Consider the following 20889-nt stretch of genomic DNA (forward strand, 5'->3'; position numbering starts at 1 on the left):
GTCGACCGTCTCCCTCGCCAGGCGATGCGATAGCGTGGGCATCGTCTTCGCCCAAGCCCGCCCGTCGCGCAAGCGGAGAGATGCCACGCCCCTCCTGCAATTACCGGAGCTTGACGCTCTCGAAAATTTGCTATTCCCCGTCAGCGAAGGAGAACTTGCCTTCATGCAAAGCGTGGCACCGCCGAGGGCGGAAGACATCACGGCGCGGCTGGGATCGCGCTCGATCGTGCTGGTCGGGCTCATGGGGGCCGGCAAGTCGACGGTCGGCCGCCGCCTGGCCCAGCGCCTCGCCTTGCCCTTCCACGACAGCGACACCGAGATCGAGACGGCCGCGCGCATGACGATCGCGGAGCTCTTCTCCGCCTATGGCGAGACGGAATTCCGGGCGCTGGAGGCCCGCGTCGTCACCCGGCTCGCGGCGGAAGGGCCCAAGGTTCTGGCGACCGGCGGCGGCGCCTTCATCGCCGAGGCGACGCGCACCGCGCTCGCCGCGAGTTCGATCACGGTCTGGCTGAAGGCCGATCTCGATATTCTAATGGAGCGGGTGATGCGGCGCGGCAACCGGCCGCTCCTCAAGACGGCCGATCCGCGCGCCACGATGCGCGACCTGATGGAGCGCCGCTATCCGATCTACGCCCTCGCCGACATCACCATCCTGTCGCGGCAGGTGAAGCGCGAGGTCGTGGCGGAGGAGATCGTCGAGGCGCTGGACCGCAACCTGCCGGCGGCGCGCGGGGCGGAAGCGAGAGCATGAACGAAGTGACCACCCGGACGGTGCGCGTCGAACTCGGCGCGCGGAGCTACGACATCCTCATCGGAGAAGGGCTGATCGCCGGGGCCGGCACGGCGATCGCGGCACGCCTGCCGGGGCTGCGCGCCGCCATCGTCACCGACGAGACGGTCGCGGCCCTCTATCTCGAACCGCTGCGGGCCTCGCTGAGGGCGGCCGGCATCGAGGCGACGCCGATCGTGCTGCCGCCCGGCGAGACGACGAAGAGCTTTTCCCATCTCCAGACGGCGGTCGAGGCCGTGATCGCGGCGCGGCTGGAGCGCGGCGACGCGGTGATCGCGCTCGGCGGCGGCGTGATCGGCGATCTCGCCGGCTTCGTCGCCGGCATCGTGCGGCGCGGCATGCGCTTCATCCAGGTGCCGACGACGCTCCTGGCGCAGGTCGATTCCTCCGTCGGCGGCAAGACCGGCATCAATTCGCCGCAGGGCAAGAATCTCGTCGGCGTCTTCCACCAGCCGAGCCTCGTCCTCGCCGATACGCAGGTGCTGGACAGCCTGCCGCCGCGCGAATTCGCCGCCGGCTATGCCGAGGTCGTCAAATACGGGCTGATCGACCGGCCGGACTTCTTCGAATGGCTGGAGCGGCACCGGGCGGGCATCTTCGCCGGACAGGCGGCGCGGGCCGAGGCGATCGCCGAAAGCTGCCGGGCGAAGGCCGAGGTTGTCGCCGACGACGAGCGCGAGGAAGGCCGGCGCGCCCTGCTCAATCTCGGCCATACGTTCGGCCACGCGCTGGAAAAGGCGGTGCGTTACGACCCGGCGCGGCTCGTGCATGGCGAGGGCGTCGCGATCGGCATGGCCATGGCGCATCGCTTCTCCGTGCGGCTCGGTCTCTGCTCGGGCCAGGATGCCGGCCGCGTCGCCCGTCATCTCGAGGCCGCCGGCCTGCCGACGCGGCTCGGCGAAGTCCCGGGCCCCGGCTTCACGGTCGCCGAGCTGATGGGCGCGATCCGCCAGGACAAGAAGGTGAGCCGCGAGCGGCTGACCTTCATCCTGACGCGCGGCATCGGCGAGGCCTTCATCGCGAAGGATGTCGAGCCGGCCGGGCTCGAAGCCTTCCTCGCCGACGAGATCGCCGGTCGATAGGTCTCAGCGGCCGGTCGGCGCCACGACCGGCACGAGCTCGTAGACGACGCCGCTTTCGGTGAGGAGCGTGATGCGCTGCGGCTCGACGGACAGGAGCCGGGCGAAGGTCGTCGGCGCCCGCCCATCGGTCGGCGCGCAGGTCGCGGTGCCGGTGCGGAACGGCCCGGCCGGCAGCACGATCTGCGCCGCGCTGGTCAGCGCCGCCTCGCCATAGCGGCGATGCAGCTCGTCCATCACCTCCGCTTCCGAGCCCTCGCGCGTCGAGATCGCCACCTTGCCGTCGCAATGCGCGATCATCGGCCCGGACAGTTCGACGCGCGAGATGGTGACGCGGGCGCTTCGCAGGTCCTGCGCGTGGCTCTTCGCCGCGTCGAGACAGGGCATGAAGCAGAAGCTGTCGGCGATGGCGAAGCTGCGCGGCCGCGAGAGGGCTTCGGCGGCCTCCTCCGCTCCGGCGGGCGGGCAGAGGGCGACGGCGGCGGCAAGTCCGGCGAGCGCGCGCCGGCCGGCTCGGCCGATCGTCCATTCCGCCTTCCGCCCCCGATGTCTGGTCGACGAACCGGTCATGGTCATGACGATCCTCCCAGGGCTTATCCCGGAGAAGCTAGACCGTCCGCGCCCGGCTTCAACTCGTCCGGGCGCCGCGCGCCGCGCCGGCCGACGGTCCGGGGCACCGGGCGGCGGATGAGAAAGCCCTCGCGCCAGCGCGGCGGAATGGCGAGCGAGACGAAGCCGAGCGCCATGGCCGCCCCGGCCGAGGCGAGAAAGGCGAGCCGGCCGAGGCCCGCTTCCAGAAAGGCGCCGCAGACCGTGCCGGAAAAGAGGCCGATCCAGGGAATGATCTGGAGCCACCAGCCGGGATGGTGCTGGCCGGTGAGGAGGCGGCCGAGGCCGCGCCCGAAGCGCGACAGGGCGCCGGTGACGTAGGAGACGCCGAGCGGATGGCCGCTCACCTCCTCCAGCGCCACGTTGATGAGGCCCATGGCGAAGGCGACCGAGAGGATCGCCGCCGGGTCCAGCGCCGCGAAGATGCCGAACGCGCTGAACAGGGCGACGGCGAGGAGCACGACGAGCTGCCGGCGCCCGGCGAAGCGGTTGAGGACGACACCGGCGGCATTGCCGACGACGAACATCAGCAGGATTCCCGCGAGCCGCAGCGCGGCGCCCGTCCGGTCCTCGGCGAGCGCGATCGACAGGCGCGTCGTGTTGCCGCTCATGAAGGAGACGAAGTCGCCCGCCGTCAGGAAGCCGACCGCATCCGTCATGCCGCTGATGAAGGACAGGCTGACGGCGAAGAGGCAGCCGACGACGAGGCGCCGCCGCTTGATCGCGGCGCGGCGCGAGAAGCGGCTCACCGGCGTGTGGGCTCGCCCGGCGCGCTCGCCTCGATGGCGAGCGCATGGACGCCGCTCGCGAGCTCCTCCCGCAGCGCCTCGTTCACCGCGCGGTGGCGGGCGAGCCGGCCGAGCCCGGCGAAGCCCGGCGCCACGATGCGGACGCGGAAATGGGTGCCGCCCGAGCCGTCGAAGCCCGCGTGATGGTCGCTGCCGCCGTGATGGTGGCCGGCATGGAGATGGCTCTCGTCGATCACCGCCAGGCTCTCCGGCGCGAAGGCGGCGCGCAGTCTGGCCTCGATGCTTTCGCGGGAATGGCGGCTCATGCGGCGGGTCCGGTGGCTATCGGTTTCGACCTGCCGGACAAGACCCTTTTTCCCGATCTGTCAATTCTTGTTCGCACCCGCTCCTCCCCCCATAATCGGCGAATGAAGCTCGACTCCAAACTCTTTGACGGCATCCGCGTGCGCCCCGATCGCAAAACGGCGGAAAAGGCGAAGGCGCCCACCTGCGAGTGGCAGGGCTGCGAGGCGCCCGGCATCTATCGCGCGCCGCGCGGCCGCGACCAGGAGGGGCAGTATTTCCACTTCTGCGTGGACCATGTCCGCCAGTACAACAAATCCTACAACTACTTCTCCGGCCTGAACGACAAGGACATCCAGTCCTATCTGAAGGACGCGATGACCGGCCACCGGCCGACCTGGACGATGGGCGCCGACAAGGGCACCGGCGCCGCGGCGACGACCGGCCAGCCGCCTTTGCGCGCCAAGCGCTGGAACGGCCGGCCGCGCGACGCCTTCAATCTCTTCGGCGACGAGGCCGCCGCCGCGAAGGCGCGCCGGCCGAAGCCCGTGCGCTCCCTGGAGGCGAAGGCCTTCGAGACGATGAACCTCTCCGCCGAGGCTTCCGGCGAGGCGATCCGGGCGCGCTACAAGCTGCTCGTGAAGCAGTATCACCCGGATTCCAACGGCGGCGATCGCGGCCACGAGGATCGCCTGCGCGAGGTGATCCAGGCCTACAAGCTCCTGAAGCAATCCGGCTTCTGCTGAACTCCGACGCGAGATAGCCCGTTGAGGCTCAATCGAGCGCTTGCCGTCCGGCACGGTGGGCGCTAGGCGGAATGGGTTCGGATTTCGGCCTCGCCATCGGGCGCTCGGGCCATGGAGGTAAGATGAGTGCAGCGGTCCAGGATGTGGCGCGGCTTCCCGACACCACGATCTCCGTCCGCGAGACGTTCGGTTTCGACAGCTCGCTGAAGGTTCCCGCCTTCAGCCGTCCCGACCCGCATGTGCCGGATCTCGATCCTGACTATCTGTTCGACAAGCAGACGACGCTGGCCATCCTCGCCGGCTTCGCGCGCAATCGCCGCGTCATGGTCGCGGGCTATCACGGCACCGGCAAGTCGACCCATATCGAACAGGTCGCCGCGCGGCTCAACTGGCCCTGCATCCGCATCAATCTCGACAGCCATGTGAGCCGCATCGATCTCGTCGGCAAGGACGCGATCACGGTGCGCGAGGGCATGCAGGTCACGGAATTCCGCGACGGCATCCTGCCCTGGGCCTATCAGAACAATGTCGCGCTGGTCTTCGACGAATACGATGCCGGCCGGCCGGACGTGATGTTCGTCATCCAGCGCGTCTTGGAGACCTCGGGCCGGCTGACGCTGCTCGACCAGAGCCGCGTCGTGACGCCGCATCCCGCCTTCCGCCTCTTCGCCACCGCCAACACGGTGGGTCTCGGCGACACGACGGGCCTCTATCACGGCACGCAGCAGATCAACCAGGCGCAGATGGACCGCTGGTCGATCGTGACGGTGCTGAACTACCTGCCGCATGACAACGAGGTCGGCATCGTCCTCGCCAAGGCGAAGCATTTCGACACGAAGGACGGGCGGCAGACCGTCTCGAAGATGGTGCGCGTCGCCGACATGACGCGCTCGGCCTTCATCAACGGCGACCTTTCGACCGTGATGAGCCCGCGCACGGTCATCACCTGGGCGGAGAATGCCGAGATCTTCAACGATGTCGGCTTCGCCTTCCGCCTGACCTTCCTGAACAAGTGCGACGATCTGGAGCGCCCGCTCGTCGCCGAGTTCTACCAGCGCGCCTTCGGCCAGGACCTGCCGGAATCGGCGGCGAACGTCGTCCTGGACTGAGACCGAGATGGCGGGGCGCGGCGACAACGCGAAGCAGAATCCGAAGGCCGGGGCGCCGGATCGCGAGCCGTTCCGCCGCGCGATCGCCGGCTGCATGCGCGCCATCGCCGCCGATGGCGAGCTGGAAGTCACCTATGCCAACGAGCGGCCGGGCCTCGTCGGCCAGCGCGCCCGGCTGCCGGAACTGCCGAAGCGCGCGACGCTGAACGACGTCGCCGTGGTGCGCGGCCTCGGCGACGCCATGGCGCTGCGCCGGGCGCGGCACGACGCGAAGATCCATGCGACGCTCTCGCCCGACGGCAAGGCGGCGCGCGCCATCTTCGACGCCGTGGAACAGGCGCGCGTCGAGGCGATCGGCGCCAATGCGATGCAGGGCGTCGGCGACAACCTGACCTCGATGATCGAGGACAAATATATCCGCGCCAATCTTCAGGACGTGACCGACCGCGCCGAGGCGCCGCTGGAGGACGCCGTGGCGCTGATGGTGCGCGAGCGGCTGACCGGCCGCCCGGTGCCGAAGGCCGCCGAGGCGCTGGTCGAGGTCTGGCGCGACTGGATCGAGGACAGGGCGGGGGCGCGGCTCGAGAAGCTCGGCGAGGCGATCGAGAACCAGAACGCCTTCGCCAGGGCCGTGCGCGATCTCCTCAGCGCCATGGACATGGCCGAGGAGCTCGGCCAGGAGGCCTCCGAGGACGAGAGCGACAACGAGGAACAGGGCGACAACCAGAGCCGCGACAGCGACGACGGCAGCTCGGAGCGCGAGGCCGGCGCCGAGGACGCCCAGGCCGAGGAGACCGAGAGCCAGGGCGAGAGCGAGGATGCGGCCGAGGCCGAGGATTCGCAGATCACCGCCGACGACGCGACCGAGGACGACGACCCGGATTCGGAAACGCCCGGCGAGTCGCGCCGGCCGAACCCGCCGCCCGGCGGCCCGCTGGAGACCAGCGACTATCGCAGCTTCACCACCGCCTTCGACGAGATCGTCGGCGCCGAGGATCTCTGCGACGAGGCGGAGCTGGAGCGCCTGCGCTCCTTCCTCGACAAGCAGCTCGCCAGCCTCCAGAGCGTCGTCGCGCGGCTCGCCAACCGCCTGCAGCGCCGCCTGATGGCGCAGCAGAACCGCTCCTGGGACTTCGATCTCGAGGAGGGCTATCTCGACTCGGCCCGGCTGTCGCGCATCGTGATCGATCCGACGCAGCCGCTGTCCTACAAGATGGAGCGCGACACCGACTTCCGCGACACGATCGTCACGCTGCTCATCGACAATTCGGGCTCGATGCGCGGCCGGCCGATCACGGTGGCGGCGACCTGCGCCGACATCCTCGCCCGCACGCTGGAGCGCTGCGGCGTCAAGGTCGAGGTGCTGGGCTTCACCACGCGGGCCTGGAAGGGCGGCCAGGCGCGCGAGGCCTGGCTGAAGAGCGGCAAGCCGGCCAAGCCCGGCCGGCTGAACGACCTGCGCCACATCGTCTACAAGTCGGCCGACGCGCCCTGGCGGCGCTCGCGGCGCAATCTCGGCCTGATGATGCGCGAGGGCCTCTTGAAGGAGAATATCGACGGCGAGGCGCTGATCTGGGCCCATTCGCGCCTGATGGCGCGCCCCGAGCAGCGACGCATCCTGATGATGATCTCGGACGGCGCGCCGGTCGACGATTCGACGCTGTCGGTCAATCCCGGCAACTATCTGGAGCGGCACCTGCGCGCGGTGATCGAGGAGATCGAGACGCGCTCGCCGGTGGAGCTTCTCGCCATCGGCATCGGCCACGACGTGACGCGCTATTATCGCCGCGCCGTGACGCTGGTGGATGCCGAGGAACTGGCGGGCGCGATGACCGAACAGCTCGCGGCGCTCTTCGAGAACGAGCAGACGCTGCCCGGCGCCCGCCGCCGGGCACGGGCCGGCCGGTGAGGGCTGGCCGCCGGCTGCGGCGCGCCCTCGCCCCCGCCCTGCTTCTCGCCGGCGTCCTCGTCCTCGCCGCGCCGGGCACGGCCACCCTGCAGAGCGCGACGGACATCGCCGTGACGGCGCGGGCCATTCCGCGCTTCGACCCCAATCCCGCCGCGCCGGTCCGCTTCGGCGGGCTGGAATATGTCGGCGGCTTCTCCTATTCGAGCCCGAGCCCCTGGCTGATGGGCATCTCGGCGATCCGGCTCCTGAAGGGCGGCCGGTTCCTGGCGGTGAGCGATACCGGCCTCTGGTTCGCCGGCCATCTCGACCGCGACGCGGCAGGGCGGCCCGTCGGCATCTCGCAGGCGCGGCTCGCGCCGATCCTCGATCCCGGCGGCCAGCCCTATCGCCGCAAGAGCGATGCCGATGCCGAAGGGCTGGCGATCGGGCCGGAGGGCGAGGCGCTGGTCTCCTTCGAGGTCAACCATCGCATCGCCGCCTATGCCGATGCGGCGGCGCCCTTCGGCGCCAAACCCCGTTTCCTGCCCTTGCCCATTCCGCGCAAGGAACTGCGCTCGAACCAGGGGCTGGAGACGATCGCGACGGCGCCGCGCGGCACGCCGCTGGCCGGACGCAGCATCGTCGTCGCCGAACGCTCGCTCGACGCGGACGGCAATCTTCTCGCCGGAATCCTCGGCGAGGGCGGCGGCGCCTTCGCGGTCCGGCGCGACGAGGCCTGGTCGGCGACGGACGGCGTGTTCCTGCCCGATGGCGATTTCCTGCTGCTCGAACGCCGCTTCCAGGGGCTGACCCGCGTCGGCATGCGCATCCGGCGCATCGAGGGGCGCGCGATCCGGCCGGGCGCGCTGGTCGACGGGCCGGTGCTGATGGAGGCCGATCTCAGCAAGGAGATCGACAATATGGAAGGGATCGACGCCTATCGCGCCGCCGACGGCTCGACTCGCCTCGTCCTCGTCTCGGACGACAACGGCTCCTTCCTCCAGCGCAACCTGCTGCTCGAATTCAAGCTGATCGAGCCCGGCCCGGCGGCCTCGAACTGAACGGACCCTCCCGAACGACGAAGGGCGCCCCGTTGCCGGCGCGCCCTCGATCCGCGATGCGATGATGGGTGACGGGGTTCAGAACTCTTCCCAGCTGTCGGCGGCCGGTTCCGCCTTCAGCGCGGCGCCGCCGCGACCGGTGGTGCGCGCCTGCGGCAGGCCGCGCGCCGGCGCGACGGCAGCCGGCCTGCCGGACGGCGCGAAGGCCACCCGCGAAGGCGCGGTATTGTGGGGCGTGGTCGAGAAGCGCTGGGTGAGGCCGGCCAGTTCTTCCGTCTGCTGCTGGAGCGCCTGCACGGCCGCCGTCGTCTCCTCCACCATCGCGGCGTTCTGCTGCGTCACCTTGTCCATCTGATCGGCCGCCGTCGAGACCTCCTTCAGCGAGCCGGCCTGTTCCTTGGCCGAGCGCGCGATGCCCGAGACGAGACCGGTCATCTCGCTGACGCCGCCGACGATATCCTCCAGCGACCGGCCGGAAGCGGTGACGAGTTCGACGCCGCGTCCGACCTGCGTCGTGGAGACCGAGATGAGATCCTTGATCTCCTTCGCGGCTTCCGCCGAACGCTGCGCCAGACCGCGCACTTCCTGCGCGACGACGGCGAAGCCCTTGCCCGCCTCGCCGGCGCGTGCCGCCTCGACGCCCGCGTTCAGGGCCAGAAGATTGGTCTGGAAGGCGATCTCGTCGATCACGCCGATGATCTTGCCGATCTCGGCCGAGGAGCGCTCGATCTCGGTCATCGCCGCCACGGCCTCGCCGACGATGGCGCCGCCCTTCTCGGCATTGCGCTGGGCGCCGCCGGCGGTGGTCTGCGCATGGGTCGCGGCGGTCGCCGTTCCGTCGACGCCGCCGACGACGGCGGTCAGCGCGGCGATCGTCTGTTCCAGGCTGGCCGCCTGCTGCTCGGTGCGCTGCGACAGGTCGGTCGAGGCCGTGTTGATCTCGCCGAGCCCGAGCCGGATGACCTGCGCCGCCGCGACGACGCGCCCGACCACCTCGTCGAGCTGCTCGATCGCGCTGTTGAAATCGCGGCGCAGCGGCTCGAATTCGGCGGAGAAGGGTTCCGTCAGCCGGAAGTTCAGCTCGCCTTCGGCAAGGCGCTTCAGGCCGCCCGCCAATCCCGCCGTGGCGCGGTTCAGCCGCTCGCGCGCCTCCATCTCCGCCCGCTGCTGCGTCGTCCGCCGTTCCTCTTCGACCCGGGCGCGATTGGTTTCGGCCTCGGCCTGAAGCTGCTGGTTGGCGAGCGCCCCCTGGCGGAAGATTTCGAGCGCCGCCGCCATGTCGCCGATCTCGTCCTTCTGCCCGGCGAAGGCGATCTGGATGCCGGTCTCGCCGCGCGCCAGCGCCGCCATCAAACCGGTCATGGCGCGGATCGGCCGCACGATGCTGAAGAACAGGAAGACCGACGAGCCGACGAGGAGGAGACCGACGAGCAGCGCGGAGATCGAATCGATCGTGTCGCGCCGCGCCAGCGCCCCTTCGAGCACCGTCTTCGCCTCCGCCGTGAAGCGGACCGCGTTGCCCTTCGATTCGTCGATGGCCTTCTCGACCTTCTCGGAGACCGCGACGATATCGGCGTTCGGCACCACCGCCTGCGCGGCCGCCGCCGTCGCGTCGAGGTCGTCCGCACGCGCCGGATTCTTGACGATGAAGTCCTTGATGGCATCCAGCCGCCGCCGGGCCTGTCCTTCATATTGCTTGATGGACTGACGGATATCCTCGAGCACCTGCGGCTTCAGAGCGATGGCAATCGGCTTATCCAGGGCCTTCCAGCCATTGCTGGCATGTGTGTCGATCTGTCGGAAGGCTTGATCGAGCAGGTCGCTGCGGTCCGCGCGTTCGCTCCCCTGAGCCTCGAAGCGCAGCTTCTGGAAAGCGAGCTCGGCGCCGCTGATGCCGTCGAGAATGGTCTCTTCGCGGGTCAGCGCCGCCTGCCCGGAATTGATCCCGTCATTGGAGAGCTTCTGGTTGATCGCGCTACCGACGAGAACGATGATCCCAATTCCGGCGGAAAGCGCCAGCTTCGTCCCGATTTTTATGTTTCGCAGCATTGCCGTCGCCCCTCTGCGCCATATTGTCGCATATGTGGCTAGCTATGCGCTTCGGGAGTTGCTTAAGGCTTAACTTCGTAGACGGCGAAATATCGAGGCATCGGCACCGCAAAGTCAGTCGCGGCGAAGGTTTTGTCCTTCGCGATGCAAGGAAAGGCGACGCCGCTCGTCGCAGTCCTCACCATGGCGACGCGGGTTCCCGGATCGTGCGCCTCGCGACGATTGCCGCGTCGCCGGTCAGGCGTAGCGCAGCATCGGCGCCTCGGCCGTGGTCGCGGCCAGCGCCTGCGCCACCGCCGCGCGGATCGTCGGCACGGTGAAGGGCTTGTCGACGACGCCGACGATGATGCGCGCCAGATCCTCGGCGGCTTCGCGCTGCTCGGCATAGCCGGTCATCAGCAGGATGGGCAGATGCGGCCAGGCGGCCGCGACCTCGTGGGCGAGTTCGATGCCGGTCATCGCCGGCATGCGGATGTCGGAGAGAACGAGATCATAGGCCCCGTCATCGGCCTGGAGACGTTCGAGCGCCAGCTCGCCATCCTCGCATGCGACGACCTCGTGGCCTTCGAGACGGAGGGCGCGCGAGACCAGGAGCCTCACGCCGTCGTCGTCTTCGGCGACAAGTATGCTTGCCATGCCTTCGCTCGATCCCTGTTCGTTCTCTTCGCCCCGACAGGAGGGGTCCGTGACGACCCTGGCAGACAAAGCTTGCCTCGGCCTTACTCTTCCTCGGCCTTACTCCAGGAGGCGCCCGACGAAGGGCAGTTCGCGGAAGGCGTGGCCGACATCCATGCCGTAGCCGACGACGAAATGGTCCGGGCATTCGAAGCCGACATAATCGGCCTCGATGCCGACCTGCCGCTTCATGGTCTTGTCGAGGAGCACCGCCACCTCGACGCCGCGCGCGCCGCGCGACAGCAGCAGTTCGCGGGCGAATTTCAGCGTGCGGCCGGATTCGAGAATGTCGTCGACCATGATCACCGTGCGGCCGGCGACATCCGTCTCGACATCGCGCAGCACCCGCACCTCGCCGCCCGCCGTGCCGGCGCCATAGCTCGACAGCGAGATGAACTCGACCTCGGGCGCGAGATGGGCGCCGTGCAGCGCGCGGATGAGATCGGCCGCGAAGACGAAGGAGCCCTTCAGCACCGCGACGACGAGCAGCTCGCCGCTGGCCTCGGTCGGGTGGCGCCCGGCGATCTCGCCGGCGATGCCGGAAATGCGCTCGGCAATCGCCTCGGCGGAAAAGAGCGGCTCGATACGCTTGCCGCGAACCGTGATCATTTTCTGATGGTTATCCTGTCGCCTCTGCCAGGAGCCGCCGGGGCCGCTCCAGCGGCAGTGGTAGCGGAGGGCGCGGCCTGCGTCGAGTGCGGCGCGGGCTTCGGCAGGTCCGGCACCGTCCAGGCGGCGAGCGTGGCGACGAGCGCGACCGCGACGCCGACGCTCGCCTGGCGCCGGCCGGCCTCGTCCGAAAGCCCGGCGGGGCGCGCCGTGGCGGAGGCTTCGGGACGCGGGGCCTTCGGCCGGGCATAGCCGCGCGCGGCGCCCTGGAAGAGAAGGTCCGGCCCCATCGGCCGCGGCCGGGCGAAGGGCAGGTCGGCGCGGGCATTGTCGTTGATGGGCGCGGGCTGCGCGGGGCGCAGCACCTTCTGCGGCGCGACGGAGATCCGCTCCACCACGACGGCGCTTCCCTCGATGACATGGCCCGTCCGGGCGGCTCGTGCGGTTCGGCGGGCCTGCATCGCCACCCCTTTCTCGAAAAGTCCAGGGACGGTTAAGGCTGGAGGATTAACCAGAACTGACCCCGCCACAAAGCGGCCGGGGCGGCGCGAAATCGACACGAAGTCGGCGTCTTACGAACGGACGCCGGATGGCAGGCGGATGAGGCGGGGCGCGCGGTGATACGGTTCGAGAATGTCGGCTTGCGCTACGACATGGGTCCGGAGGTGCTGCGCGACCTGAGCTTCGAGATCAAGCGCCAGTCCTTCCAGTTCCTCACCGGCCCGTCCGGCGCCGGCAAGACGAGCCTCCTGCGCATGCTGTTCCTGGCGGTGAAGCCGACGCGCGGCCTCATCACCATGCTCGGCCGCGACGTCTCGACGCTGGCGCGCACCGACCTGCCGGCGATCCGCCGGCGCATCGGCGTCGTCTTCCAGGATTTCCGGCTGCTCGACCACATGACGACCTACGAGAACGTGGCGCTGCCGCTGCGCGTGCGCGGCAAGGCGGAATCGAGCTATCGCCAGGACGTGATCGACCTCATCAAATGGGTGGGCCTCGGCGAGCGGATGCATGCCCTGCCGGTCGTCCTGTCCGGCGGCGAGAAGCAGCGCGCCGCGATCGCCCGCGCCCTCATCGACCAGCCGGACGTGCTCCTCGCCGACGAGCCGACCGGCAATGTCGATCCGCCGCTCGCCCGCCGGCTCCTGCGCCTCTTCCTCGAACTGAACCGCACCGGCACGGCCGTGGTCATCGCGACGCACGACCTGTCGCTGATGGATCAGGTCGAGGCCCGGCGCCTCATCCTCCAGGACGGGAGGCTGGAGATCTATGACTGACGCCGCCCCCTCCCCCGTTCGGCGCCGTCCGGCGCTGCCGCTCGCCCGGCTCGCCCGCCGCCCGGGCGAAGTCCGCCCGGCGCCGATCGTGCCGCCCGCCAATGTCGCCGGCCGGGCGCTGGTGACGGTGATCGGCATCATGACCTTCCTCGCCAGCCTGACCCTCGGCGCGGTGACGCTGGTCTCCGACACGGCCGCGACCTGGGAATCGGAGATCGCCCGCGAGATCACCGTCCAGATCCGCCCCGAGGACGGGCTCGACATGGCGGCGGCGATCGCCACCGTGCGCCAGATCGCCCTCGCGACGCCCGGCGTCACCAGCGCCGAAGCGATGACCGACGCGGCCACCTCGCGCCTGCTCGAACCCTGGCTCGGCGCCGATCTCGAGCTCGACGAACTGCCGGTGCCGCGCCTCGTCCTCATCGGCATCGACGAGAACGCGCCGCCGGACTTCACCAGCCTGCGCGTCGGCCTCATCGCCGCCGTGCCGCAGGCCAGCCTCGACGACCATCGCGCCTGGGTCTCGCGCCTCGTCTCGATGGCCAATGCGACCGTGCTCGTCGGCATCGGCATCCTGACGCTGGTGCTCGTCGCCACCGCCCTCACCGTCGTCTTCGCGACGCGCGGCGCCATGACCGGCAACCGCCAGATCGTCGAGGTCCTGCATTTCGTCGGCGCGCGGCCCGCCTTCATCGCCGCCGAGTTCGAGCGCCATTTCCTGAAGCTCGGCCTCTTCGGCTCGCTCGCCGGCGGCTTCGTGGGACTCCTCCTCTTCCTCGCGATGGGCTATTGGACGGAGGTGAACCAGGCGACGCCGGAAGCCGACCAGATCAGCGCGCTCTTCGGCTCCTTCGCGATCGGCTGGAAAGGCTATGCGGGCATTCTCTGCGTGGTCGCCGTCATCGGCGTCCTCACGGCGGCGACCTCGCGCTGGACGGTGATGCGACAGCTTGCCGCCATCGACATGCTGTCGCCGGTGGAAAGCTGACGGGGTCGATTTCGTTGAGAAGCTTCGCGAACGCTAAGGATCGTTAAAGAGTTTACGCGCAAGTTGAATCGATAGACCGGAATGCATTGGGCGAACCGATGCCGCATGAACCGAACCCATCCCCCCGTCCGAGGCGCCGCCATCTGCGGCGGGCGCTTCTCGCCGGCTGTCTCGTCCTCACCGTCGCCGGCGGCTATCTGACCGGCGGCTTCATCCGCTTCGCGCAGGAAGTGGCCGAGTTCTCGCGCCTGCCGGGCGTCGACCGGGCCGACGGCATCGTCGTCCTCACCGGCGGCGCGCTGCGCCTCGACCAGGCGATGGACCTCCTGAAGGACGGCAAGGGCCGGCGCCTCCTCATCAGCGGCGTCAATCCGGGCACCAGCGCGGGCACGCTGTCGCGCCTGACGGCGACGGACCGCGCGCTGTTCGACTGCTGCGTCGATCTCGACTATGCGGCGCTGAACACGATCGGCAACGCGGAGATGACCGACCGCTGGGCCCGGGCGCGCGGCTTCGACGATCTCATCCTCGTCACCAGCGACTATCACATGCCGCGCACGCTCCTGGAATTCGGCCGCGTCGCCCATGTGCCAGTGATCAAGCCCTATGCCGTCACCCGCGCCGATCTCTGGAAGGGCGAAGGCGCGGTGCCGAGCGGACGGGGCATCAAGGTGCTGCTGGTCGAATATGCCAAGCTGCTGGCGACGCGTATCCGCTTCGCGACGGGGATCGAAGACCGCAAGGCCGTCAGCGAGACGGCGCAGCTGACGCACAAGTCCTCTTCCTGAGGCGGGCGGCGCCCGAGTTTTCGGCCGCGGCGCCGCCATTATGGCCACGCCGCACTATCCTCGCCGGAAGGGATGGTGCAAATCTCCGGCGCGCCCGACGGATGGGCGCCTGCCGGGACTTCTCTTGCCGATGACCACCCTCCGCTCGATCGCGTTCGGCATCCTTCTCTACGCATCGCTCATCCTGTTCCTCATCGTCTTCCTGCCGATCTTCCTCGTGTCCGGCGACGATTTCGCCTGGCGGATGACCAGGGTCTGGGGGCGCACGGGCATGCGCCTGCAGAAGTGGATCACCGGCACGGATGTCATCTTCGAGGGGCTGGAGAACATTCCGGCCGGCGCCTCGGTCATCGCCTCCAAGCACGAGTCCTATTGGGAGACGATGGCCTATACGGCGGTTCTCGACCGCCCAGCCTTCATCCTGAAGAAGGAGCTGATGCGCATTCCGCTCTTCGGCACCTATATGCGCCGGCTCGGCATGATCCCGGTCGATCGCACCCGGCGCGGCGCGACCATGGCCTCGATGATGGCGGGTGCCCGCAAGGCGATCGCCGAGGGCCGGCCGATCGTGATCTTTCCCGAAGGCACGCGCACGCCGCCCGGCACGATCGGCGAGCCGCGTCCCGGCGTCTATCTGATCGCGGCCGAACTCGGCCTGCCGATCGTGCCGGCGGCGCTGAATTCCGGCACCTTCTGGCCGAAGAAGCACGGACCCTATCGCGGCGGCACGATCCGCGTGCGCTTCCTGCCGCCGATCGCGCCGGGGCTCGGCCGGCCGGAACTGCTCGCCCGCGTGAAGACCGATATCGCGGGCGCGGCCTTCGACCTCCTCGCAGCCGCCCATCACGAAAATCCGAAGCTGCCCGCCTCGCCGGACGTCGCGGCGGCGCTCGCCGCCGGGGCGCTTCAGAGCCGGGCGACGACGGCCTCCAGCCAGCGGTCGGTCAATCCGAGCGCCGCGATCTCGGCGAAGGAAGAGCGCACATAGTCGACATTCGCGCCGGAGCGGCCATGCGCGCCCCCGACGATGGTCGCGGCCTCGGCCGGGTCCAGCCGGCCGGCATATTGCGGATGGCCGCGATCGGCGACGAAGGTCACGGCGCGCACGCGCCGGCCGTCCGCCAGAACGACGGGCAGGTGCTGCTCGCGATAGACATTGGTGACGAGCTCGCGCTCGCGCAGATAGGCGAGCACCGCCTCGCCGGCCTCCGGCGTGACGCGGAAGGCCATGCCGATGCAGGAGCCGCCCCGGTCGAGCCCGAAGACGAGGCCCGGCCGCTCCGGCGTGCCGCGATGCACGTAGGAGCGGATGCAGAGCGCCCGGTGATAGCCGGCCAGCCGCGCCTTCCGCCGCTCCTCGAAGGCGAAGCCGGGTTGCCAGATGAGCGAGCCATAGCCAAAAACCCAGAGATCGGTCATGGCCACAGGTAAAGAGGGAAACGGCATGGCGGCGTCAAGCGCGCGAAGACCCGGCGGAGCGCGGCGCGCCTTCGTCGCGGTGGCGGCGATCGCGATCCTTCTGGCGGCGGCGTTGTCCGGCGTCTGGTACTATCTGGCGAACCGGCTCGACGGCGCCGTCCAGGCGGCGATCGAGGCCGCCGCCGGCACCGGCACCACGATCGCCTGCGAGCGCCAGGAGGTCTTCGGCTATCCCTTCCGCCTCGGGCTCCGCTGCGAGGCGGTGGGCGTCGAGGCGCCGGCGAAAGAACTGAAGGCCGCCGCCGGGGCGCTGCGCACCGCCGCGCAGGTCTACGATCCGAGCCGCATCGTCGCCGAGCTGGACGGACCGCTTCTCCTCGACACGCCGAAGACCCCGCCGCTCGACATCCGCTGGCGGCTCTTCCAGGCGAGCGCGCATTTCTGGACCGAAGGCGTCGATCGCCTGGCGCTGGTGATCGAAGGGCCCGACGTGGCGCTGGCGGGCCGCGCCGGCACGCGTACGACGCTCGCGACCTCCGATCACCTGGAAGTCCATGCGCGGCGCAACGGCGCCGATCTCGATTTCGCGCTGAGCGACGACGGGGTGAAGGCGGCGCAGCCCGAACTGGCCTCCCTGCCGCCCTTCGGCGTCGCGGCGGACCTTTCGGTGACGGGCGCCGCCGACTGGCTGTCGGGCGAGCGGCCGGGCGACACGCTTGGCGAGGCGCTGCGCGGCCGGGCCGGCACGATCCGCTCGCTGAAGCTCGCCTTCGCCGGCACGGGCGCCGGCAGCGCCGAGGTTTCCGGCCCCTTCTCCGTCGACGGAGACGGCCAGATCTCCGGCCGGTTCGCGATCGCCCTCACCGATCCGGCGGCGATCGCCGATCTTGCCGGCCGTCTCGTCCCCGAGGCCGAGGGCATCGCCGGCACGATCGCCTCCGGCATCGGCCTCGTCGGCCGCACCGAGAACGGGCGCACGCTGGTCGAGATCGACGTGAAGCGCGGCCGCGCCTCGCTCGGCTTCATCCCGCTCGGCAAGCTGCCGCAGATCGAGTGAGCGCGCGTCGGCGACCTCGCGATAAGGCACCCGCGCATTGCCTTCGCTGAGATACGATCTTATTTTCGTGAAGGGTCCCGGCCGTTTCGGACGTTCATGGTGAGGCGCGCGCAAGCGCGGCATGCGCCCCCGGGGCCCGTCACACGGGCTTTCGCTTCCACATCGTCTTCAACGCGACGTGCCGCTGGCCGGTGCGAACCGTTTCCACATAGATGTAGAGGTTGGACCCGATCCTCGCTTCGTATTTCAGCGATGTCGGCCCGCGCTTCGAGGACCAACCGCCGCTGATGCGGAAGGCCGACTCGACGATCTGCGGAATGCGTTCGAAATCCTTCCGGTCGATCGCGATCTGAGGCGGCCGGCGCGACTGCTCGCGCAAGGGATCGCCATGATCCTTCATCACCTTGCGGATCTTTCCGCTGTCGAGCACCCGTCTGAAGCCCGTGACGTCGATACCGGTCGCGTCCATGATCGCCAGACCGTTGCCGACCGGTCCGAGATCGCGTCGCAGCACGATGCCGTCGCGCTTTTTCAGGGCACGGTTGACGAGGTTGCGGATACGCCGGTTCCGGGCACCCGTCGCCGGACGGTCACCAGCCATGGAATACGGTCCGTCGCTCGGTGTCGGTGAAGACCCTTACGCTGTCCGCTTCGCAGCCCATGCCCTAGGGGCCGGCTTTCAATGCCCCTTCGGCGAGCGGCCGAAATCGGGCTGGGCGGTGTCCTGCCCGGCTTCCACGATGCCGCGCCGGATCGCCCTCGTGCGGGTGAAGAGGTCGAACAGCGCGTCGCCGTCGCCCCAGCGGATGGCACGTTGCAGGGAGGCGAGGTCCTCCGAGAAGCGCGCCAGCATCTCCAGCACCGCGTCGCGGTTGTTGAGAAAGATGTCGCGCCACATGGTCGGGTCCGAGGCCGCGATGCGGGTGAAGTCGCGAAAGCCCGAGGCCGAGAACTTGATCACTTCGGCCTTCGTCACCTCCTCCAGATCCGCCGCCGTGCCGACGATGTTGTAGGCGATGAGATGCGGCACGTGGCTGACGATGGCGAGGACCAGATCGTGATGCTCGGCCGTCATCGTCTCGACGCGCGCGCCGCAGGCGCGCCAGAGCGCGGCGAGCCGGGCGACCGCCTCCTCCGAGGCGCCCTCGACCGGGGTCAGGATCGTCCAGCGGTTCTCGAAGAGTTCGAGGAAGCCGGCATCCGGGCCCGACTGCTCGGTGCCGGCCACCGGATGGGCCGGCACGAACTGGACATGATCCGGCAGATGGGGGCGCATCGCGGCGATCACCGAGGCCTTTACCGAGCCGACATCGGAGACGACGGCGCCCGGCTTCAGCGCCGGGCCGATCTGTTCGGCGATCGGGCCGCAGGCGCCGACCGGCACCGACAGGATCACGAGATCGGCGTCGCGCACGGCCTCCGCCGGATCGAGATGATAGCTGGTGCCGAGCCGCAGGTCCTCGGCCCGCGCCAGCGTCGGGGCGGTGCGGGTCGAGATCGCCACCGATCCGGCCAGGCCGCGATCGCGCAGGTTGATGGCGATCGAGGAGCCGATGAGGCCGATGCCGATCAGGGCGACCTTGCCGAACAGCGGCTCGCTCATCGGGCCATGAACTCCGCCAGCGCCGCGACGGCGCCGCGATTGGCCGCGTCGGAGCCGATCGTCATGCGCAGCGCGTTCGGAAAGCCATAGGCCGAGACGCGGCGCAGGATGAAGCCGCGCGCCGTGAGGAAGGCGTCCGCCTCGGCCGCGCCGTGCCGCCCGTCCTCCGGGAAATGGATCAGCACGAAATTGGTGACGCTCGGCGTCACCGTCAGCCCGAGCGCCGTGATCTCGGGCGTCAGCGTGTCGAGCCAGGCGAGATTGTGCTCGGCCGCCCGATCGACATGGGCGCGGTCGGCGACGGCGGCCGTCGCGGCGGCGAGCGCCACCGCGTTGAGATTGAAGGGCGGGCGGACGCGCTCCACCGTCTCGATGACGTGGTCCGGCGCATACATCCAGCCGACGCGCAGCGAGGCGAGCCCGTGGATCTTCGAGAAGGTCCGCGTCATCACGACATTGTCGCTCGAGGCGACGAGCTCGATCCCGGCCTCGTAGTCGTTGCGCCGGACATATTCGGCATAGGCCGCGTCGAGGACGAGGAGCACGTTGCCGGGCAGCGCGGCTTGGAGGCGGCGGATTTCGTCGAAGGGCACGTAGGTGCCGGTCGGATTGCCCGGATTGGCGATATAGACGAGCCGGGTGCGCTCGGTGACGCGGGCGAGGATCGCGTCGACATCGACGCGCGCGTCGCGCTCCGGCGCCATCACGGCTTTCGCGCCGGAGGCGACGATCGCTGCCTTGTGAAGCAGGAAGGCATGCTCGGTATGGATGCCCTCCATGCCCTCGCCGAGATAGGCGAGCGCGAGAAGGCTGAGGCATTCGTCCGAGCCGTTGCCGCAGAGGATGTTGGCGGGGTTGAGGCCGTAGCGCGCGCCGATCGCGGCCCGGAGGGCCTTCGCCTGACCGTCGGGATAGAGTTCGAGACGCGCCAGCGCCTCGGCGGCAGCGGCCTGCGCGGCGGCGGAAGCGCCGAGCGCGCTCTCGTTCGAGGAAAGCTTGTGCAGCGTCACGCCGGGCGGAGCGTGGCTCTTGCCCGGAACGTAGAGGTCGAGATCGAGCACCGCTTGTCTCGGCGCGGGCCGGACCGTCGCACTGGCCATGACGGAAATCCTGCAGAGGATGGGGGGATCAGGGCTCCACCCGGAATGGGGCCGCATAGCCGCCGAGGGGGCGGATGTCGAGCCCGGCGCGCGTCGCGGCCTCGACGAGGGACGCCCCGTCGCGCGTCGCGACCAGCGCGGTGCCCGGCGCGTGGCCGATGACGTCCAGCGGCTCGGCGACCAGCGTCCCGAGGCGCGGCGCCTCGCAGCCGATGGCGAAACAGCCGATCTCGAAGGGCACGGGATCGGCGAGCGGCGGAGCGAGGACGAGGGCCGGCAGGTTTGCCTCGCGCGGATTGTTCTCGAAGAAGGGCAGGCGCGCCACGACCTGCGCCCGCAGCATCGCCCGCCACCAGGGCCGGCGCGCCGCCGTCTCCAGCGGCACCAGGCCGAGCTTGTCGGTGCCCCCCTCCTCCATCCAGGCGACGACGTCCTCAGCGCCCTCCAGCACCGTGACCGGCACGGTGAAGCCGAAGGTGAAGCGGCCGGCCTCGATCGCCGCCACCGCGTCGCCCTCCGCCGCGACGGCGACGCGGAACGGCGCCTGGAGGGCGGTGAAGGTGGAGATGATCTCGCGCCAGAGATGCTCGACCGCGCCGAGCGGCAGGTTGCCGGCATGGCGGGCGGCGAGCCGACGCATCATGTCCGCCTCGCGGCCGGGCCGGAAGGCGGCGCCGTTCTTCGCCGTGCCCTTCACGTCGATCAGCTCGTCGATCACCGTCGCGCGCTGGATCAGGAGGCGATGCACCGACTCGTCGATGGCATCGATCATGGCGCGCAGTTCCGCGAGCCGCTGCGGATCGGCTTCCTTCATCGTCGGCATGGAAGATCCCGGCGGATTTCGTTCCCGCTGCTCTACGCGCCTCGCAACCGAGATGCAAAGCCGCCGGCATGGCTTGCCAGCACGCCCGTCTCATGGTGGAAGCAGGGCAAAGGCCGCGCCCGCCTTGGGGCTTCCCGTCGCGGCCCCCATATGAAGGCGGCGAAGAGCGCCATGACCATCGAAAT

The 20889-nt window shown here is 69.7% G+C and carries 23 protein-coding genes; 11 read left to right on the top strand and 12 right to left on the bottom strand.

Annotated features, from left to right (window positions below; all coding sequences use genetic code 11):
• Positions 1-163: 163 nt before the first annotated feature.
• On the top strand, positions 164-754 hold the full coding sequence (locus IEY14_RS17730; protein ID WP_188910893.1) for a shikimate kinase: 591 nt from the start codon (positions 164-166) through the stop codon (positions 752-754).
• Positions 751-1875 carry a 3-dehydroquinate synthase gene (gene aroB / locus IEY14_RS17735; protein ID WP_188910894.1) on the top strand — a complete coding sequence of 375 codons (1125 nt, stop codon included), beginning with the start codon at positions 751-753 and terminating at the stop codon, positions 1873-1875. Before IEY14_RS17730 ends, aroB begins: the two co-directional genes overlap by 4 nt.
• A gap of 3 nt (positions 1876-1878) precedes the next feature.
• On the opposite strand, the gene IEY14_RS17740 is transcribed toward aroB, so the two are convergent.
• From IEY14_RS17740 to IEY14_RS17750, 3 genes are read right to left on the bottom strand one after another with little or no spacing between them, the layout of a single operon-like run.
• On the bottom strand, positions 1879-2448 hold the full coding sequence (locus tag IEY14_RS17740; protein WP_188910895.1) for a hypothetical protein: 570 nt from the start codon (positions 2446-2448) through the stop codon (positions 1879-1881).
• 17 nt (positions 2449-2465) lie between these two features.
• A complete protein-coding gene (locus IEY14_RS17745; protein ID WP_210318486.1) occupies positions 2466-3230 on the bottom strand; it encodes a YoaK family protein in 765 nt (254 codons plus the stop codon).
• Complete coding sequence (locus IEY14_RS17750; RefSeq protein WP_188910896.1) at positions 3227-3535, bottom strand: BolA family protein; 309 nt, start codon at positions 3533-3535, stop codon at positions 3227-3229. Before IEY14_RS17750 ends, IEY14_RS17745 begins: the two co-directional genes overlap by 4 nt.
• Before the next feature lie 102 nt (positions 3536-3637).
• Between IEY14_RS17750 and IEY14_RS17755 the strand changes: the two genes are divergently transcribed.
• The 4 genes from IEY14_RS17755 to IEY14_RS17770 all read left to right on the top strand — a co-directional run bounded on the left by IEY14_RS17755 (position 3638) and on the right by IEY14_RS17770 (position 8316).
• Positions 3638-4258 carry a J domain-containing protein gene (locus tag IEY14_RS17755; RefSeq protein ID WP_188910897.1) on the top strand — a complete coding sequence of 207 codons (621 nt, stop codon included), beginning with the start codon at positions 3638-3640 and terminating at the stop codon, positions 4256-4258.
• Between the two features lie 122 nt (positions 4259-4380).
• Positions 4381-5367 (top strand): cobaltochelatase subunit CobS, encoded by a 987-nt coding sequence (gene cobS / locus IEY14_RS17760; RefSeq protein ID WP_188910898.1) that lies wholly within the window; start codon positions 4381-4383, stop codon positions 5365-5367.
• A gap of 7 nt (positions 5368-5374) precedes the next feature.
• Positions 5375-7276 (top strand): cobaltochelatase subunit CobT, encoded by a 1902-nt coding sequence (gene cobT, locus IEY14_RS17765; RefSeq protein ID WP_188910899.1) that lies wholly within the window; start codon positions 5375-5377, stop codon positions 7274-7276.
• Complete coding sequence (locus IEY14_RS17770) at positions 7273-8316, top strand: esterase-like activity of phytase family protein (protein WP_244639558.1); 1044 nt, start codon at positions 7273-7275, stop codon at positions 8314-8316. The genes cobT and IEY14_RS17770 overlap by 4 nt, the downstream gene beginning before the upstream one ends.
• Positions 8317-8394: 78 nt before the next feature.
• Here the strand turns inward: IEY14_RS17770 and IEY14_RS17775 are convergent, their stop codons facing one another.
• From IEY14_RS17775 to IEY14_RS17790, 4 genes are all read right to left on the bottom strand, one after another.
• The gene (locus IEY14_RS17775; protein WP_188910900.1) at positions 8395-10365 is read right to left on the bottom strand and encodes a methyl-accepting chemotaxis protein; all 1971 of its coding nucleotides are present in this window, start codon (positions 10363-10365) and stop codon (positions 8395-8397) included.
• A gap of 237 nt (positions 10366-10602) precedes the next feature.
• Entirely contained in the window at positions 10603-11001 is a 399-nt protein-coding gene (locus tag IEY14_RS17780) for a response regulator (protein ID WP_188910902.1), read from the bottom strand.
• A gap of 99 nt (positions 11002-11100) precedes the next feature.
• Entirely contained in the window at positions 11101-11649 is a 549-nt protein-coding gene (gene hpt, locus IEY14_RS17785; RefSeq protein WP_188910904.1) for a hypoxanthine phosphoribosyltransferase, read from the bottom strand.
• A complete protein-coding gene (locus IEY14_RS17790) occupies positions 11646-12110 on the bottom strand; it encodes a hypothetical protein (protein WP_188910906.1) in 465 nt (154 codons plus the stop codon). Before IEY14_RS17790 ends, hpt begins: the two co-directional genes overlap by 4 nt.
• Positions 12111-12266: 156 nt before the next feature.
• Between IEY14_RS17790 and ftsE the strand changes: the two genes are divergently transcribed.
• From ftsE to IEY14_RS17810, 4 genes are all read left to right on the top strand, one after another.
• On the top strand, positions 12267-12926 hold the full coding sequence (gene ftsE, locus IEY14_RS17795; protein ID WP_188910908.1) for a cell division ATP-binding protein FtsE: 660 nt from the start codon (positions 12267-12269) through the stop codon (positions 12924-12926).
• Positions 12919-13914, top strand: a complete 996-nt coding sequence (locus tag IEY14_RS17800) for a cell division protein FtsX (RefSeq protein ID WP_244639559.1) — start codon at positions 12919-12921, stop codon at positions 13912-13914. Before ftsE ends, IEY14_RS17800 begins: the two co-directional genes overlap by 8 nt.
• A 98-nt stretch (positions 13915-14012) precedes the next feature.
• Positions 14013-14702, top strand: a complete 690-nt coding sequence (locus IEY14_RS17805) for a YdcF family protein (protein WP_188910910.1) — start codon at positions 14013-14015, stop codon at positions 14700-14702.
• A 130-nt stretch (positions 14703-14832) separates the two neighbouring features.
• Positions 14833-15690 (top strand): lysophospholipid acyltransferase family protein, encoded by an 858-nt coding sequence (locus tag IEY14_RS17810; RefSeq protein ID WP_188910912.1) that lies wholly within the window; start codon positions 14833-14835, stop codon positions 15688-15690.
• On the opposite strand, the gene IEY14_RS17815 is transcribed toward IEY14_RS17810, so the two are convergent.
• Complete coding sequence (locus IEY14_RS17815) at positions 15609-16121, bottom strand: gamma-glutamylcyclotransferase (RefSeq protein ID WP_188910914.1); 513 nt, start codon at positions 16119-16121, stop codon at positions 15609-15611. The genes IEY14_RS17810 and IEY14_RS17815 overlap by 82 nt on opposite strands.
• Before the next feature lie 25 nt (positions 16122-16146).
• Here IEY14_RS17815 and IEY14_RS17820 point away from each other — a divergent pair, with 25 nt between their 5' ends.
• Entirely contained in the window at positions 16147-17178 is a 1032-nt protein-coding gene (locus IEY14_RS17820; RefSeq protein ID WP_188910915.1) for a DUF2125 domain-containing protein, read from the top strand.
• Between the two features lie 139 nt (positions 17179-17317).
• Here IEY14_RS17820 and IEY14_RS17825 read toward each other — a convergent pair whose 3' ends face one another.
• The 4 genes from IEY14_RS17825 to pheA form a co-directional block, all read right to left on the bottom strand.
• Positions 17318-17779 (bottom strand): PBECR3 domain-containing polyvalent protein, encoded by a 462-nt coding sequence (locus IEY14_RS17825; protein ID WP_188910917.1) that lies wholly within the window; start codon positions 17777-17779, stop codon positions 17318-17320.
• A gap of 78 nt (positions 17780-17857) precedes the next feature.
• On the bottom strand, positions 17858-18781 hold the full coding sequence (locus IEY14_RS17830; protein WP_188910919.1) for a prephenate/arogenate dehydrogenase family protein: 924 nt from the start codon (positions 18779-18781) through the stop codon (positions 17858-17860).
• Entirely contained in the window at positions 18778-19881 is a 1104-nt protein-coding gene (locus IEY14_RS17835) for a pyridoxal phosphate-dependent aminotransferase (RefSeq protein WP_188910921.1), read from the bottom strand. The genes IEY14_RS17830 and IEY14_RS17835 overlap by 4 nt, the downstream gene beginning before the upstream one ends.
• A 28-nt stretch (positions 19882-19909) precedes the next feature.
• Positions 19910-20704 (bottom strand): chorismate mutase, encoded by a 795-nt coding sequence (gene pheA, locus IEY14_RS17840; protein ID WP_188910922.1) that lies wholly within the window; start codon positions 20702-20704, stop codon positions 19910-19912.
• Positions 20705-20889 lie beyond the last annotated feature (185 nt).

The sequence above is a fragment of the Aureimonas endophytica genome, from assembly GCF_014642635.1.
GTDB classification, from domain to species: Bacteria; Pseudomonadota; Alphaproteobacteria; order Rhizobiales; family Rhizobiaceae; genus Plantimonas; species Plantimonas endophytica.